The following is a 14044-nucleotide window of genomic DNA, read 5'->3' on the forward strand; positions in this document are numbered from 1 at the left end:
ATCAGGCGGCGAGCGGCCGGTTGTAGAGGATCACCCCGGTCGGTGCCTTGACCTGGGCATTGCCGGCGATCAGCTCCTCGACCGCCTTCAGCGCTGCCTTGAGCCGCCCTTCGTTGTAGGGCTTGCACAGGACGCCAAGCGCATTGCCTCCCCCATCTTCGGGCGGGTTGGCGGTCGCGAAAAGCACCGGGATGCCGCGCTGCGTCGCCTCGGCGGCAAGGTCGATTCCGCTGCGCCGGCCGGTCAGCGTGATGTCGCTCAGGATGAGGTCGATTCCCCGCTCCGGAGCGCCCTCGTCCTCATCGCCCGGGTGGCCGACTTCGCGATCGAGGATTGCCAGCGCTTCACGGACGCTATCAACCGTGGCCACGACCGTGTAGCCGGCGTTGCTCACCATTGTTTCATTGTCGAACGCCACCAGCGGCTCGTCCTCCACGATGAGGATGCGCTTGACGTGACGTTCCCGTGTGCCGAACAGCATCGCTTAGCCTTGGAAGAGGAAGAACACTTGCCCCCTCAACGACCGACGGGAGGCCGCGGTCCCCGCCCGCCGCAGCAATCGCGCGATAAATCTCCACGCCGTGCTCCGCCCGCCACAGGCCCGAGCGCATCAGGGCCGCGCCCGACCGGTCCGCGCGGCAAGCCCCCGGGCCCGCCGCGTGAAAGCGGCCCGCAGCGCATCGCCAAGCTGCTCGCCCGCGCCGGGGTCGCCTCGCGCCGCGATATCGAGCGAATGATCGCCGAGGGTCGCATCGCGCTCGACGGCACCGTGCTGACTACCCCAGCCACCCTGCTCGAGGACCTGCGCGGGGTGACCGTCGACGGCAAGCAGGTGGCGCCGCCCGCCGCCGCTCGCCTGTGGCGCTTCTACAAGCCCGCCGGTTGCCTCACCGCCGCCAACGATCCCAAGGGCCGCCCGACCATCTACGACCGACTGCCCGCCGGCCTGCCGCGGGTGATGCCGGTCGGCCGGCTCGACTTCATGACCGAAGGCCTGCTGCTCCTCACCAACGATGGCGAGCTGAAGCGCCAGCTCGAGTTGCCCGCCACCGCGGTGGTCCGCCGCTACCGCGCCCGCGCGTTCGGCGATGTCACCCAGGCCCAGCTCGAGGAACTTGCCGACGGGATCGAGATCGACGGCATCCGCTACGGCTCGATCGACGCCAACCTCGAACGCCGGACCGGCCGCAACTGCTGGATCGAACTGTCGCTGACCGAAGGCAAGAACCGCGAGGTCCGCAACGTCCTCGCCCACCTCGGCCTGCAGGTCAGCCGCCTGATCCGGGTCAGCTACGGCCCCTTCGACATGCTTGATCTCGACCCCGGCCATATCGGCGAGGTCCAGCGCGAGGATCTGTTCCGCTTCCGCCAGACACTGAAGACGCCGGCTGCGAAAGAACCTCGTTCGCCTTGAGCAAAGTCGAAGGGCGCCTGCGCTGGCGTGCCTCGACTTCGCTCGGCACAAACGGAACGGTCGCGATTTGCCATTTGACCCCACCCGCGCTATGCGCCCGCCCGCTCCTGCATGGTCATCCCTGGAGGCGTGGGGAGCGTTCTACTACCTCTTTTTCAAAGGAATGCACGTATGAGCGAACAGCTTTCGCTGACCGCCGAGACGCGCGACCGGGCTGGCAAGGGAGCCTCCCGTGAGCTGCGTAACCAAGGCCGGGTCCCCGCCGTTGTCTATGGCGCCAATCAGGAGCCGCTGAGCATCCACGTCGAGGAAAAGCTCCTCGCCAAGATGCTGTCGACCGGCCACTTCATGAACTCGGTCGTGATGATCGACGCCGGTGGCAAGACGACCCGCACCTTGCCTAAGGACGTGCAGTTCCATCCCGTCAGCAGCCGCCCGGTCCACGTCGACTTCCTCCGCATCAGTGAGCACAGCAAGGTGACCGTCAACGTCCCCGTGCGCTTCACCGACGAAGAGGAAAGCCCCGGCATCAAGCGCGGTGCGGTGCTCAACATCGTCAAGCACGAGATTGAGTTCAGCTGCGACGCGGCCGAAATCCCCGACGACATCGAGATTAGCCTCAAGGGCCTCGACGTCGGCGATTCGATCCACATCTCGAACGTCACCCTGCCCACGGGCGTCGAAGCCACGATCACCGATCGCGACTTCACCATCGCCACCATCGTCGCTCCGTCGTCGATGAAGAGCGATGCCGGTGACGCCGAAGAAGACGCGGCGGAAGCTGCGACCGACGCCGAATAATCGGCTCCTCCCCTCCCGCGCCCTGCGGGAGGGGAGCTTCGCTTCATGCAAATCTGGACCGGCCTCGGTAATCCCGGCGCGCGATATGCGCTGCACCGGCACAATGTCGGCTTCATGGCCGTCGACACGATCGCCGAAATCCACGGCTTCTCGCCCTGGCAGAAGAAGCATCGCGGCTTGGTCTCGGAAGGCCGCATCGGCGGACAGAAGGTCCTGCTGCTCAAGCCCCAGACGTTCATGAACGACAGCGGCGACTCGGTTCAGCAGGCGCTGCATTTCTTCAAGCTCGACGAGACCGCCCTCACCGTCTTCCATGACGAGCTCGACCTGGCCCCGATGAAGGTCAAGGTCCGCGTCGGCGGCGGGCTTGCCGGGCATAACGGCCTGCGCTCGATCAATGCCTCCCTCGGCCCCGACTTCCGTCGCGTCCGGATCGGCATCGGCCACCCCGGCCACAAGGACCGGGTGACCGGCTACGTGCTGGGCAATTACGCCAAGAGCGAGATGGATTCGCTCTCCGATCTCCTCGCCGCCCTCGCCTCCGAAGCCGACTGGCTGGCCAAGGGCGACGACGCCCGCTTCATGAGCGACGTCGCCATGCGGCTGCATCAGGACTGACGATGCGCCAGCTGTTCGCCACCCCGCTCTACGAAGCAGATCTCGCCCTCGACCTCGCCGAGCTCGCCCACTCGATTCGCAGCCTCGCCGAAGACGATGGAGCCGGTCGTCGCTGGGCGAAGGAGCATGGCTACAAGGGCTATACCAGCTACGCCTCGCTCAACGACCTCCCCCGCCGCGATCCGGTGTTCGCCGACCTCGCCAAGGCCCTCACCCGCCACGCCGCCACCTTCGCCCGCGACCTCGCGTGGGAGGTCAAGCCGAAGCTCGACAGCCTGTGGGTCAATGTCCTGAAGCCCGGCGGCCACCACAGCGCGCACATCCACCCGCACTCGATCCTCTCGGGCACGCTCTACATCGATGTGCCCGACGGAGCCGGCGCCATCCGCTTCGAAGATCCGCGCCTGCCGATGATGATGGCCGCGCCGATCCGCGGCGCCGACGCGCCCGAGCCTCTCCGGCCCTTCGTCACCCTGCACCCCCTCCCCGGCCAGCTCCTGTTGTGGGAAAGCTGGCTGCGCCACGAGGTGCTCCCTGGCAACGCGCGCGGCGAGCGGCTGAGCGTCAGCTTCAACTTCGCTTAGGCCGCCAGCAGCAGCTGATCACGTCCGCCCTGCTTGGCGCGGTACAGCGCCTCGTCCGCCGACTTGAGTGCGGCAGCCAGGCCATCGGGACCGATCGGCGCCACGCCGCCGCTGACGGTGATCTGCACCTCGGCAATCCTGAGCGTGCCGCTCACCTCGCGCCGGATCCGCTCGCAGATTTCATACGCCTGCCCGATCGAGGTGTCTTCGAACAGCAGGCCGAATTCCTCACCGCCGATGCGCGCGAGCATGTCACCCGGGCGGGTCAGCTTGAGCGCGACTTCCGCGAACCGCTTCAACACGTCGTCGCCGGCGTCATGGCCAAAGCGGTCGTTGATGCTCTTGAACCGGTCGAGGTCGAACAGTGCCACGCAATCGGCCCCGACCGCACCGGCGGCGATCCGTCCGTCCGCGGCCCGTTCGAAGGCGCGGCGATTGTGAAGGCCTGTCAGGCTATCGGTCAGCGCAGCCTGTACCCATTCGCGCTCGTCGGCCTTGGCGCCGGTGATGTCGCGGATGTAGGACAAGAGCTCGATCGGCTCGCCATATTCGTCGAGCAGTGCGCGGCCGTGGGTCGAGAACCAGCGCTGCTCTCCGCTGCTGACTATCGTGCGATAAGCGTAGGTCCGGGGCTCGCCGCCCGCCGCGAGGGTGGCGCGATGCTCGTCCCGGACGCGCGCGAAATCCGCCGGGTCGATCAGGACACGACTATGCCGCCCAACCAGTTCGCTTGGATGATAGCCGGTAACCAACTCGACCGAGGGCGACGCGTAGAGGATTTGGCCATCGATCGAGATGCGCATGATGACGTCGGTGCAATGGTCGGCCAGCAGCCGAAATTCCGCCTCGCTTCGGCGCAGACTGCGATTGAGCTTCTGGCGATTGTGCAGGTCGGCGGCGATCGGAATGACCGTCAGAACCGTCGCCGCCAGGTAGAATTGGAAGAATTGCATCCGGTCGCCAAGCGTCGCGCCGGTTAGCGATACCGGCCCCATCCCCTTGGCGGTCAGCAGGCCCCCAATCCCGGTCAAAAGCGCAAGGCTGACCGCGGCACCGAGACGGCCGAGTCGGAAAGTGACCAGCACGACCCACATCACCGGCAGGAACAGGATTGGCCAATCCGACTGCCAGAAGGTGAAGAAGACGATCAGGCCAACCGTCGGAAGCAGCGTCAGCGCCGCCTTCTTGTGTCGCTTGAATATCCGCCGCGTCTCCTTCCGGGCGGCACGGCCGGTCATCATGTAGGCGATCGGAGTCAGCGCAAGATTGCCCAAGGCGTGGCCGATCGCGAAATGCTTCATGGTCGCAACGAAGCTTCCGTCGAAGGCCCACAGGACCGCACCGGCGACTGGGGCCATCAGGACAGGTCCGACGAGCATCGCAATCACGAACCGCCCGAACCAGCTTAGGCTCGCCATCAACTCGCCGCTGCTTCGGTCGCGCTTCAGGAGATAACCCGCGATCACCGCCTCGCCCATGTTGGCGATCAGCAGGAATGGCGCCACCGCCCAGCCGAGCCCGAGGAAGCCTGTCACGAGGAAGCCGACCACCGAGCAGGTGACAAGCGGCGCCCACCAGTTGCGCATCGAAGTGCGCACCAGCGCGGCGATCAGCAGCGCGCTCGCCCCCCACAGGAACGCGACCCCGCCGTCGAAGCGGGTCAAGGTCACCGCCAGCGCCGCTAGCAAGGCATAACCAAGGGCCAGCATCCACTGGCGGGCAAGCATCATCGTCGAACTCATCGCGTGGAGTGGTGACCGATCAGCATTAAAAACGGGTGAGGGATAATAACCATTTCGGAGGAGACGCCAGCCAACGTTGCCCGCGCGGCGGCTGCGGGCTAGAGGGCCGCCAGCTTTCCTTCACATCCGAGACACTTTCCATGGGCTTTCGCTGCGGTATCGTCGGCCTGCCGAACGTCGGCAAATCGACCCTTTTCAATGCGCTCACCGAAACGCAAGCGGCGCAGGCGGCCAACTATCCGTTTTGCACGATTGAGCCCAACGTTGGCCAGGTCGCGGTGCCCGACCCCCGCCTCGACAAGCTGGCGGAGATCGCCAGGTCGGCCAAGATCATTGCCACCCAACTGGGGTTTGTCGACATCGCCGGGCTGGTCAAGGGTGCCAGCCAGGGCGAAGGCCTTGGCAACCAGTTCCTCGGCAACATCCGCGAGGTCGACGCGATCGTCCACGTCCTGCGCTGCTTCGAGAACGACGACATCCAGCACGTCGCCAACAAGGTCGACCCGCTGGCCGACGCCGAAGTGGTCGAAACCGAACTCCTCCTCGCCGACCTCGAAAGCCTCGAGAAGCGCGTCCCCAATCTCGTCAAGAAGGGCCAGCAGGGCGACAAGGAAAGCAAGATCGCGGCCTCGGTCCTGTCCCAGGCGCTGGAGCTGCTGCGCGAAGGCAAGCCCGCGCGCTTGACCGAGCCCAAGGACGAGGAAGAAGCCCGGGTCTTTTCCCAGGCCCAGCTGATCACCGCCAAGCCGATCCTCTACGTTTGCAACGTCAACGAGGAGGATGCCGCCAACGGCAACGCGCTGTCCGAGCAGGTGTTCGCCAAGGCCAAGGCGGAAGGCGCCAATGCGGTCGTCGTCTCGGCCGCGATCGAATCCGAGCTGACCGGCATGGACGATGCCGACAAGCTGGAATTTCTCGGCGAACTCGGCCTGACCGAGACCGGCCTCGCCCGCGTGATCCGCGCCGGCTACGACCTCCTCCACCTGATCACCTTCTTCACCGTCGGCCCCAAGGAGGCCCGCGCGTGGACGGTCGAAAAGGGCGCCAAGGCCCCGCAGGCGGCTGGCGCCATCCACTCCGACTTCGAACGTGGCTTCATCCGCGCCGAAACCATCGCCTTCGACGACTATGTCGCGCTTGGCGGCGAAGCAGGCGCGCGCGACGCCGGCAAGCTGCGCCAGGAAGGTAAGGAATATGTCGTCGCCGACGGCGACGTCCTGCACTTCAAATTCAACGTCTGAACAGGCTCCGGCAGGAGCGGCACAGGGCCGCTCCCGCCCTTCACGTCAGCCGAGCCCGCTGTCCCACAGCAGGATGATCGAGGTGATCGTCAGCAGGGCGACCAGCAGCAACAGCAGCTGGTTCTTCCGGCTTGGGCGAAAGAAGCCCGGATGGTCGCCGCGAAAGCGCTCGACCTGTGTCCAGGCCGTCGGATTGGCCGACAACAGCCCCATGTCGAGCGGTCCAGTCCGCCGCAGCAATTTGCCGGCTTCGCTGACTTCCTCCGCGCTCAGCTCGGGATAGCGCATCAGCAGGCTTTCGACGCGCGTCAGGGATTGGGGGTCGTCCGCCACGCGGGCGCGACCCACCAGGTCTTGGGTAAGCATGGGTAAACTCCAGTGGCGCAGGAGCGGATTGTCGCCCGCTCCCGCGCCGTCATTCGTGAAAAGGGGAGGCGCTCGCCTAGCGGCTGAATAGCCGCCGGAAGCGCAGCCTCAGCGCCTCGCGCGCACGGCGCAGGCGGAACACCCGAAGCGCATTGGGCGTCCGCTTGCCCATCTCGCCGGACAGCGCGCGTTCGATGTCATAGCTCAGCGCGCTGAGCCGAAGTGCCTGTGTGGACATGGCATGTCTCCTTATCTGCCGGCAGCCCTCGAGGCTGCGGCATCGCTGATCGATTGGAACGTATTCGATCAGGCGGCTGGAGGAGCCCTTGCCCGATAGGGCGACGCGCCGCGCGCGGCCGCGACAGCCTGCACCGCAGCCGTCGCTTCGCCCGAAGGCCGGACAACCAGCAGGACGACCGGCGCCGGATTGGAAGGAAGCAGTGCGGGACCGGGTGTCGCGCGCTGGCCCTTGAGCGCGACCTTGCCGCCCTTGGCGGTCGCCGCGAGGATCGCGTGACCGTCGCGCACCATGCTAGCGGCATGGGGCTGGGCCTGAACCGGCATCGGCGCAAAGGCCCCGCCGGTGAGCACTCCGTAGAAGAGCGCCAGCAACAGGGCCAATCCGCGGCCCCGGGTCAGTCTATGCTCGTCGCAAGGTCCCATGGTCCCGCCATTCCAGATGGTTCGGCAACGCCGGCCCGCAACCCGGAAAAGGATCGGATGGGCCCCCAATGTGGTCGGCCGAGCCTAGTGGCCCGCGAACGCCAGCAGGCTCTGCGTCTCGATCCCGTCCGTCTGGAGCTTCGCCGCGCCGCCGAGGTCGGGCAGGTCGATCAGGAAGCGCGCGCCGGTCACCCTCGCCCCGGCCCGCCGCACCAGCCGCGCCGCGGCCAGCGCGGTCCCGCCGGTCGCGATCAGGTCGTCGGCCAGCAGCACCGCCGCGCCCGGCGCGCAGGCATCGACATGCATGGTCAGCCGATCGGTCCCATATTCAAGCGCATAATCCTCGCCGATGGTGGCGCCCGGCAGCTTGCCGTCCTTGCGGATCAGCAGCAGCCCCGCGCCGAGCTTTAGAGCCAGCGCGGTTGCCACCACGAAGCCGCGCGCTTCCATCCCCGCGACCAGGTCGGGCCGCCCCGGCACCGTCCCCGCCAGCGCCTCGATCGCCGCCGCAAAGCCCTCGGCGTGCAGCAGCAAGGTGGTGACGTCGCGGAACAGGATCCCGGGCTTGGGATGGTCCGGAATGGTCCGCACCAACGCACGAAGCTCGTCTCGCGTCATCTCGTCACTCCCAAACGAGAAAGGCTCCCGTCCGTGGACGAGAGCCTTTCCTGTTGCCTCGATTGGCGCGGATCGCTCAGCCGGCGATGCCGCGCTCGGCCTTCTGCTCGTCCATCCGCTCGCGATAGTCCGGATCAAGCGGACCGTGGGCGCCCACCTCGCGCTTCGCGTTGGCCCAGATGTTGCGATACGCCAGATAGGCGAGGACCGTCGCGATCAGCAGGAAGATGATCACGGCCCAGCCGGTCCGGTGCCGATTCTCCAGCGTCGGTTCGGCCGTCCACACCAGAAACGCCGCGACGTCCTTGGCCATCTGGTCCTTGGTCGCCTTGGTGCCGTCGGCATAGGTCACCTGACCGTCCGACACGATTGGGGCCGGCATCGCGATGTTGAGGTTCGCGAAATAGGGGTTGAAGTAGAGCCCCGGCGGGGTCGCTGCGTCCGGGAATTCCTTCAGCAATTCCTTGCCTTCGGAATTCTTATAGCCGGCCTGGTCGACGTAGCCCGTCAGCAGCGAATAGACATAGTTGGCGCCGTCGTGACGGGCCTCGGTGATCAGGCTGAGGTCGGGTGGATAGGCGTTGTTGTTGGCCGCGCGCGCCGCCGTCTCGTTCGCATAAGGCGACGGGAAGCGGTCGGAGACCAGCGCCTTGCGGGTCGCCGCTTCACCCGTGTCCGGGTTCACCGACGGCACCTCGATCGCCCACTGATTGGCGATCGCCTTCACTTCGGCTTCCGAATAGCCGAGGTCGGCCAGCTGGTAGAAGCTGACATACTTCAGGCTGTGGCAGGCGGCGCAGACTTCCTTGTAGACCTGGAAGCCGCGCTGCAGCTGCTGGCGGTCGAACTTGCCCGCCATGCCGTCGGACGGCAGCTCGGCCTCGCGCGGGTCCTTGTGGAAGTAATAATAAGCGGCGTGTTCCGGCGGGTTCCGGAAATAGTCGACGCCGTTCACGACCAGGCTGATCAGCAGGACGCCGACAAAGCCCAGCCCGACGAAGAAACCGATGATGCGGACCATGGGTCTGTGTGCTTTCTTATTCGGCCGGCTGCGGCGCGGTGGTCGGCCCGGAGGGAGCGAGGCCGTAAGGCCGGCTCTCCGCCTTCTCACCGTGGAGCACGCTCTCGGAGATGCTGTTGGGGAGCGGCCGCGGCTTCTCGAACTTCGAGACGAGCGGCAGGATGATCAGGAAGTGGGCGAAGTAATAAGCGGCGGCCAGCTGGCTGAGCGCGATATACGGCTGCTCTGCCGGCATCACGCCGCAATAACCCAGCAGCATGATGTCTGCCACCAGCACCCAGAAGAAGATCCGGTAGACCGGGCGATAGCTGGTCGACCGGATCGGCGACCGGTCCAGCCACGACAGGAAGAACAGCAGCAGGATCGAGCTGAACATCGCCAGCACGCCCCACAGCTTGGCCGGCAGGATGAAGTCCACCGTGAAGGCGCGCAGGATCGCGTAGAACGGCCAGAAATACCATTCGGGGACGATGTGCGCCGGGGTCACCAGCGGGTTGGCCTCGACGTAGTTGTCGGGGTGGCCCAGGCTATAGGGGAAGAAGAACACCACCAGCGCGAAGATCAGCAGCGCAACGCCGATGCCGAAGCCGTCCTTGGCGGTGTAGAACGGGTGGAACGGCAGCGTGTCCTTCTCGTCCTTAACGTCGACGCCCGTCGGGTTGCTCGACCCCGGGATGTGCAGCGCCCAGATCTTGAGGATGGTGACGCCCGCGATCACGAACGGCAGCAGATAGTGGAGCGAGAAGAAACGGGTCAGTGCGGCCTGGTCGGGCGCGAACCCGCCAAGGATGAACACCCGCAACGGCTCACCGACCACCGGAATGGCGGAGAAGAAGCCGGTGATGACCTGCGCTCCCCAGTAGCTCATCTGGCCCCACGGCAGGACGTAGCCCATGAAAGCGGTCGCCATCATCAGCAGGTAGATGACCAGGCCGAGGAGCCACACCATCTCACGCGGCGCCTTGTACGAGCCGTAGTACAGCCCGCGGAAGATGTGAATGTAGACGATCGCGAAGAAGAAGCTTGCGCCGTTCTGGTGGACGTAGCGCAGGACCCAGCCCGCGTTGACGTCGCGCATGATCCGCTCGACGCTGTCGAAGGCGGCTCCGGTGTAGCTGTAATAATGCATCGCCAGCACGATGCCGGTGATGATCTGGATCATCAGCGCGAGGCCGGCGAGGACCCCGAAGTTCCAGAAGTAGTTCAGGTTGCGAGGCACCGGATAACCGCCGCCGATCGCGCCATAGACCAGGCGCGGCAGCGGCAGGCGCTGGTCCATCCAGCGCATGAACGGCGAGGTGGGTTCGTAGGGCTTGGCCCAGGCAAAGCTCATTGTGTCAGTCCTCAACCGATCCGGACAACGGTGTCGCTAGCGAATTCATAGTCAGGCACGGCCAGATTGGTCGGCGCCGGGCCCTTACGAATGCGTGCCGCAGTGTCATAGTGCGACCCGTGGCACGGGCAGAAATAGCCGCCGAAGTCACCCTTGGTCTCCCCCTCGCCGATGCCGAGCGGCACGCAGCCGAGGTGGGTGCAGACGCCCAACGTCACCAACCACTGGCTCTTGCCGGGCTTGGTGCGGTCGGCAAGGCTCTGCGGATCGCGAAGCTCGCTGACCGACACGTCATTGGCGGCCTGAACCTCCTGCGGGGTCAGCTGCTTGATGAACACCGGCTGCTTGCGCCAGCTGGTCTTGATGCCCTGACCCGGCTGGATCTTGGAGATGTCGACTTCGATCGACGACAGTGCGCGGACGTCGGCCGACGGCGCGGCCTGCATCAGCAGCGGGGCGATCGCGGTGACCGCGCCGACCCCGGCGAAGCTTACCGCGGCGATATTGATGAAGTCGCGGCGACGCACGCCCGGGTCGCCGGCCTCGGCCGCGCTTGGCTCGCCGGGCATCACCGGCTGGGTTTGTTCGACGGTGGCCATCAACGGGTCCTTGAGCTCGCTTATTCGCACCGGTCGGGTGCATGACGTGGGTACCGCGCCGGCTGGGCGGAGCGGATGATCGCGCGCCTGATAGCGGGCCGTTCATCGCTCCTCAAGGGTCCATTGGTCGGTGAGGCCCCCGAAACGATCCTCCTTTGATCTCGATCATTGGCGTGTCCGGCCCGAGCCGCTAGCCTCCACCCCCATGCAAGCCCTCGACGAGCAACAATCCGCCGCCCGCGCCTGGTTCGAAACCCTGCGCACCCGAATCTGCGCCGCGTTCGAGGCGATCGAGCGCGAAGCGGGCTCGGACGCCACCTTCGACTATCTGCCGTGGGACCGCGAGGATCCGTCGGGCGAGCCTGGCGGCGGCGGCGTGCGCGGACTGATGAAAGGCAAGGTGTTCGAAAAGGTCGGGGTCAACGTTTCTACCGTCGGTGGGACCTTTTCCGAGGAATTCGCCAAGTCGATTCCCGGCAGCGCGGAAAACGGCAATCGCTTCTTCGCCACCGGGATCAGCCTAGTCGCACACATGGCCAACCCGCACGTTCCCGCCGTCCACATGAACACCCGTTTCCTGTGCACCGCCCGGCGCTGGTTCGGCGGCGGGGCCGATCTCAACCCGGCAATCCCCTACCCCGACGACACCGCCGCCTTTCACGCCGAACTGAAGGCAGCGTGTGACGCCCATGGCGCCGACTATTACGAACGCTATTCCAAATGGTGCGAGGAATATTTCTGGCTCCCGCACCGCAAGGTCGCGCGCGGGGTAGGCGGCATCTTCTACGACCGGCTGGAGGGCGACTTCGACGCCGACTTCGCCTTCACCCGCGATGTGGGCGAGGCCTTTCTCGCCATCTTTCCGCAGATCGTCCGCCGCCGCATGGGTCAGGACTGGAACGAGGCCGAGATGGACCGTCTGCTCGAATTTCGCGGCCGCTATGCCGAATTCAACCTGCTCTACGACCGCGGCACGATCTTCGGCCTCAAGACCAACGGCAACGTCGACGCCATCCTGATGAGCTTGCCGCCGCTGGCGAAGTGGAGCTGAGCTGAGCCTCAGTCGCCACCGGCGTGCGGGACCGACGCCACGGTGCCGCCGCCGGTCGCCTGGACGTAGAGCCGGCACACCACCACGACGAACAGGACCGAGACTATCGCCGCCAATCCCTGCTGGATCAGTGCGACCAGCGCGGCGCTGACGTTACCGGCCGCGATCGGGCCCAGGGCGACAAGCACGACAGTCGAAAGCGCGCTGCCGAGTCCCCAGACCAGCAGTGCGGCCACCAGCGCCATGATCAGGATCAGCCCGAGCAGCTTGAGGAAATGGCCGCGTGACAGCTGCCAGGCCTCCTTCAGAAGCGCGATGGGTCCACCGCCGCGGTCGGCGGCAAGCGGGGTCAGGAACAGCAGCCGGATCAGCACGAAGATCCCGACCAGCAGGATCAATGACACTGCCCCGGCCAGGCCCGGCGGCACCGTGGCGGGTGTGAGGTCGGCGCCCTGCGACATGCCGAGCGCGGTTAGCATCAGCGCAAACGGCAGGATCGCCAGCAGCAGAGCCCCGAACAGCGCCGGTAGGCGGCGAAAGGCCAGCGCTAGCACCTCGCCGACGGTGGCAGGGTAGCCAATGGCGATGCGACTGATCGCAATCTGGCTGGTCAGGCTGAGCAGCGCCGAGATAAGGCCGAACAGGGCGATCCACCACGGCACTTCCTGAGAGCGCAAACCGGAGGGTGAAATGGTCTCCAGGATTGCGCCCGGAAGCACCGTCAGCGCCAGCGCCACGGCGAAAATCGCCTTTCCGTCGGCCCGGAAGACGCCCTTGGCCTCGTCCCACGCCTGACCGATCGACAGCTTCATCCTTGACCCACCCTTATGTTGCATAGGGCGAGATGTAGCCGCCCTCTTGCCCCTTGGCCACTTTTCATGGCTGGGAGGGCTCATGCGCAGCATCGACGGCATCGAATGGCGGGTCAGCGACGGCCTGATCCCCTACCCCCAGGCCCTTGCCGACATGGAGGAGCGCGCCGCCGCGGTGCGCGAGGGGACCGCGCCCGAACGGGTCTGGCTGCTCGAGCACCAGCCACTGTTCACCGCCGGCACCAGCGCCGACCCCGCCGAGCTGTTCAATCCGCAGGGCTTTCCGGTGTTCGATGCCGGACGCGGCGGCCGCTACACCTATCACGGCCCGGGGCAGCGGGTCGGCTATCTGACGCTCGACCTCGCCGCGCGCGGCCGCGACATCCGCTGCTTCGTCCATGCGCTCGAAGGCTGGGTGATCGACGCGCTCGCCGCGCTGGGCGTGTCGGCGCATCGCTCGCCGGGGCGAATCGGGATCTGGACCGGCGAAGGCGCGGCCGAGGCCAAGATCGGCGCCATCGGGGTGCGGGTAAAGCGGTGGGTCACGCTGCACGGCTTTTCGATCAACATCGCGCCCGACCTCACCCACTTCGGCGGCATCGTTCCCTGCGGAATCGCCACCCACGGAGTGACCAGCCTCGCCGCGCTCGGGCTCGCCGCCGACATGGCTGCGCTCGACCGTGCGCTCGAAGCGGCGCTGCCGGTTTTCCTGTCCAGACTAGGCCGTTCGGCACCCCTCTTGGCGGAAGCTTGACTAGCCTCTACACAGCGCGGTGATTTGCGACGTGGAACTGCCACGCCAGATCTCATTTTCTAGGGAGTGAATCAAAATGCGTGCTCTGATCCTGGTCGCCACTGCGGCCCTCGCTGTCTCGGCTTGCAGCAGCAATGAAGCCGCCAACAACACCGCCATGGAAGAGAACATGGCCGTCGACACCAACGCCGTCGCCGACATGAACGCGATGGACGCCAACATGACCATGGACGCCAACATGACCATGGACAGCAACATGGCTGCCGACAGCAACATGATGATGAACGACACCAACATGATGTCGAACGACAGCAACATGATGATGAACAACGCGATGTAAGTCGCTCCGGGCTCCCTCGGGAACCCGGGAGTTCTAAGGAAAGGGGCCACCGGCATCATGCTGGCGGCCCCTTTTCTGTTGCCGCCA

The 14044-nt window shown here is 66.0% G+C and carries 18 protein-coding genes; 8 read left to right on the forward strand and 10 right to left on the reverse strand.

The genetic code is table 11. The features are described 5' to 3' along the window. Position 1: 1 nt before the first annotated feature. Complete coding sequence (locus tag M1K48_RS06410; protein ID WP_249505010.1) at positions 2–481, reverse strand: response regulator; 480 nt, start codon at positions 479–481, stop codon at positions 2–4. A 27-nt stretch (positions 482–508) separates the two neighbouring features. On the opposite strand from M1K48_RS06410, the gene M1K48_RS06415 reads away from it, so the two are divergent. The 4 genes from M1K48_RS06415 to M1K48_RS06430 all read left to right on the forward strand — a co-directional run bounded on the left by M1K48_RS06415 (position 509) and on the right by M1K48_RS06430 (position 3417). Next, positions 509–1414, forward strand: a complete 906-nt coding sequence (locus tag M1K48_RS06415) for a pseudouridine synthase (protein ID WP_249505011.1) — start codon at positions 509–511, stop codon at positions 1412–1414. A 171-nt stretch (positions 1415–1585) separates the two neighbouring features. Then, complete coding sequence (locus M1K48_RS06420; RefSeq protein ID WP_249505012.1) at positions 1586–2215, forward strand: 50S ribosomal protein L25/general stress protein Ctc; 630 nt, start codon at positions 1586–1588, stop codon at positions 2213–2215. Between the two features lie 45 nt (positions 2216–2260). Continuing rightward, on the forward strand, positions 2261–2833 hold the full coding sequence (pth, locus tag M1K48_RS06425; RefSeq protein ID WP_249505013.1) for an aminoacyl-tRNA hydrolase: 573 nt from the start codon (positions 2261–2263) through the stop codon (positions 2831–2833). Further along, positions 2830–3417 carry a TIGR02466 family protein gene (locus tag M1K48_RS06430; RefSeq protein WP_249505206.1) on the forward strand — a complete coding sequence of 196 codons (588 nt, stop codon included), beginning with the start codon at positions 2830–2832 and terminating at the stop codon, positions 3415–3417. Before pth ends, M1K48_RS06430 begins: the two co-directional genes overlap by 4 nt. On the opposite strand, the gene M1K48_RS06435 is transcribed toward M1K48_RS06430, so the two are convergent. Then, positions 3414–5147 carry a sensor domain-containing diguanylate cyclase gene (locus tag M1K48_RS06435; protein WP_249505014.1) on the reverse strand — a complete coding sequence of 578 codons (1734 nt, stop codon included), beginning with the start codon at positions 5145–5147 and terminating at the stop codon, positions 3414–3416. The genes M1K48_RS06430 and M1K48_RS06435 overlap by 4 nt on opposite strands. 152 nt (positions 5148–5299) lie before the next feature. On the opposite strand from M1K48_RS06435, the gene ychF reads away from it, so the two are divergent. Continuing rightward, positions 5300–6400 carry a redox-regulated ATPase YchF gene (gene ychF / locus M1K48_RS06440; RefSeq protein WP_249505015.1) on the forward strand — a complete coding sequence of 367 codons (1101 nt, stop codon included), beginning with the start codon at positions 5300–5302 and terminating at the stop codon, positions 6398–6400. 45 nt (positions 6401–6445) lie between these two features. Here the strand turns inward: ychF and M1K48_RS06445 are convergent, their stop codons facing one another. The 7 genes from M1K48_RS06445 to petA all read right to left on the reverse strand — a co-directional run bounded on the left by M1K48_RS06445 (position 6446) and on the right by petA (position 11000). Further along, entirely contained in the window at positions 6446–6766 is a 321-nt protein-coding gene (locus M1K48_RS06445; protein WP_249505016.1) for a hypothetical protein, read from the reverse strand. 76 nt (positions 6767–6842) lie between these two features. After that, positions 6843–7004, reverse strand: a complete 162-nt coding sequence (locus tag M1K48_RS06450; RefSeq protein ID WP_249505017.1) for a hypothetical protein — start codon at positions 7002–7004, stop codon at positions 6843–6845. Between the two features lie 68 nt (positions 7005–7072). Next, entirely contained in the window at positions 7073–7387 is a 315-nt protein-coding gene (locus M1K48_RS06455) for a hypothetical protein (RefSeq protein WP_249505018.1), read from the reverse strand. Positions 7388–7513: 126 nt separating this feature from the next. Next, a complete protein-coding gene (locus tag M1K48_RS06460) occupies positions 7514–8047 on the reverse strand; it encodes an adenine phosphoribosyltransferase (RefSeq protein ID WP_249505019.1) in 534 nt (177 codons plus the stop codon). A 76-nt stretch (positions 8048–8123) separates the two neighbouring features. Then, the gene (locus tag M1K48_RS06465) at positions 8124–9068 is read right to left on the reverse strand and encodes a cytochrome c1 (RefSeq protein ID WP_249505020.1); all 945 of its coding nucleotides are present in this window, start codon (positions 9066–9068) and stop codon (positions 8124–8126) included. Positions 9069–9084: 16 nt separating this feature from the next. Next, on the reverse strand, positions 9085–10401 hold the full coding sequence (locus M1K48_RS06470) for a cytochrome b (protein WP_249505021.1): 1317 nt from the start codon (positions 10399–10401) through the stop codon (positions 9085–9087). Positions 10402–10412: 11 nt separating this feature from the next. Beyond that, the gene (gene petA, locus M1K48_RS06475; RefSeq protein WP_406697275.1) at positions 10413–11000 is read right to left on the reverse strand and encodes a ubiquinol-cytochrome c reductase iron-sulfur subunit; all 588 of its coding nucleotides are present in this window, start codon (positions 10998–11000) and stop codon (positions 10413–10415) included. 205 nt (positions 11001–11205) lie between these two features. Between petA and hemF the strand changes: the two genes are divergently transcribed. Next, a complete protein-coding gene (hemF, locus tag M1K48_RS06480; RefSeq protein WP_249505022.1) occupies positions 11206–12051 on the forward strand; it encodes an oxygen-dependent coproporphyrinogen oxidase in 846 nt (281 codons plus the stop codon). Positions 12052–12059: 8 nt separating this feature from the next. Here hemF and M1K48_RS06485 read toward each other — a convergent pair whose 3' ends face one another. Beyond that, complete coding sequence (locus M1K48_RS06485) at positions 12060–12863, reverse strand: hypothetical protein (RefSeq protein WP_249505023.1); 804 nt, start codon at positions 12861–12863, stop codon at positions 12060–12062. An 82-nt stretch (positions 12864–12945) separates the two neighbouring features. On the opposite strand from M1K48_RS06485, the gene lipB reads away from it, so the two are divergent. Both lipB and M1K48_RS06495 read left to right on the forward strand, forming a co-directional pair. Beyond that, positions 12946–13617: a lipoyl(octanoyl) transferase LipB gene (lipB, locus tag M1K48_RS06490; protein ID WP_249505024.1), complete on the forward strand. Its 672-nt coding sequence runs from the start codon at positions 12946–12948 to the stop codon at positions 13615–13617. A 76-nt stretch (positions 13618–13693) separates the two neighbouring features. Continuing rightward, the gene (locus M1K48_RS06495) at positions 13694–13957 is read left to right on the forward strand and encodes a hypothetical protein (RefSeq protein ID WP_249505025.1); all 264 of its coding nucleotides are present in this window, start codon (positions 13694–13696) and stop codon (positions 13955–13957) included. Positions 13958–14044: the final 87 nt, after the last annotated feature.

Source organism: Sphingomonas glaciei (assembly GCF_023380025.1).
GTDB lineage: Bacteria > Pseudomonadota > Alphaproteobacteria > Sphingomonadales > Sphingomonadaceae > Sphingomicrobium > Sphingomicrobium glaciei.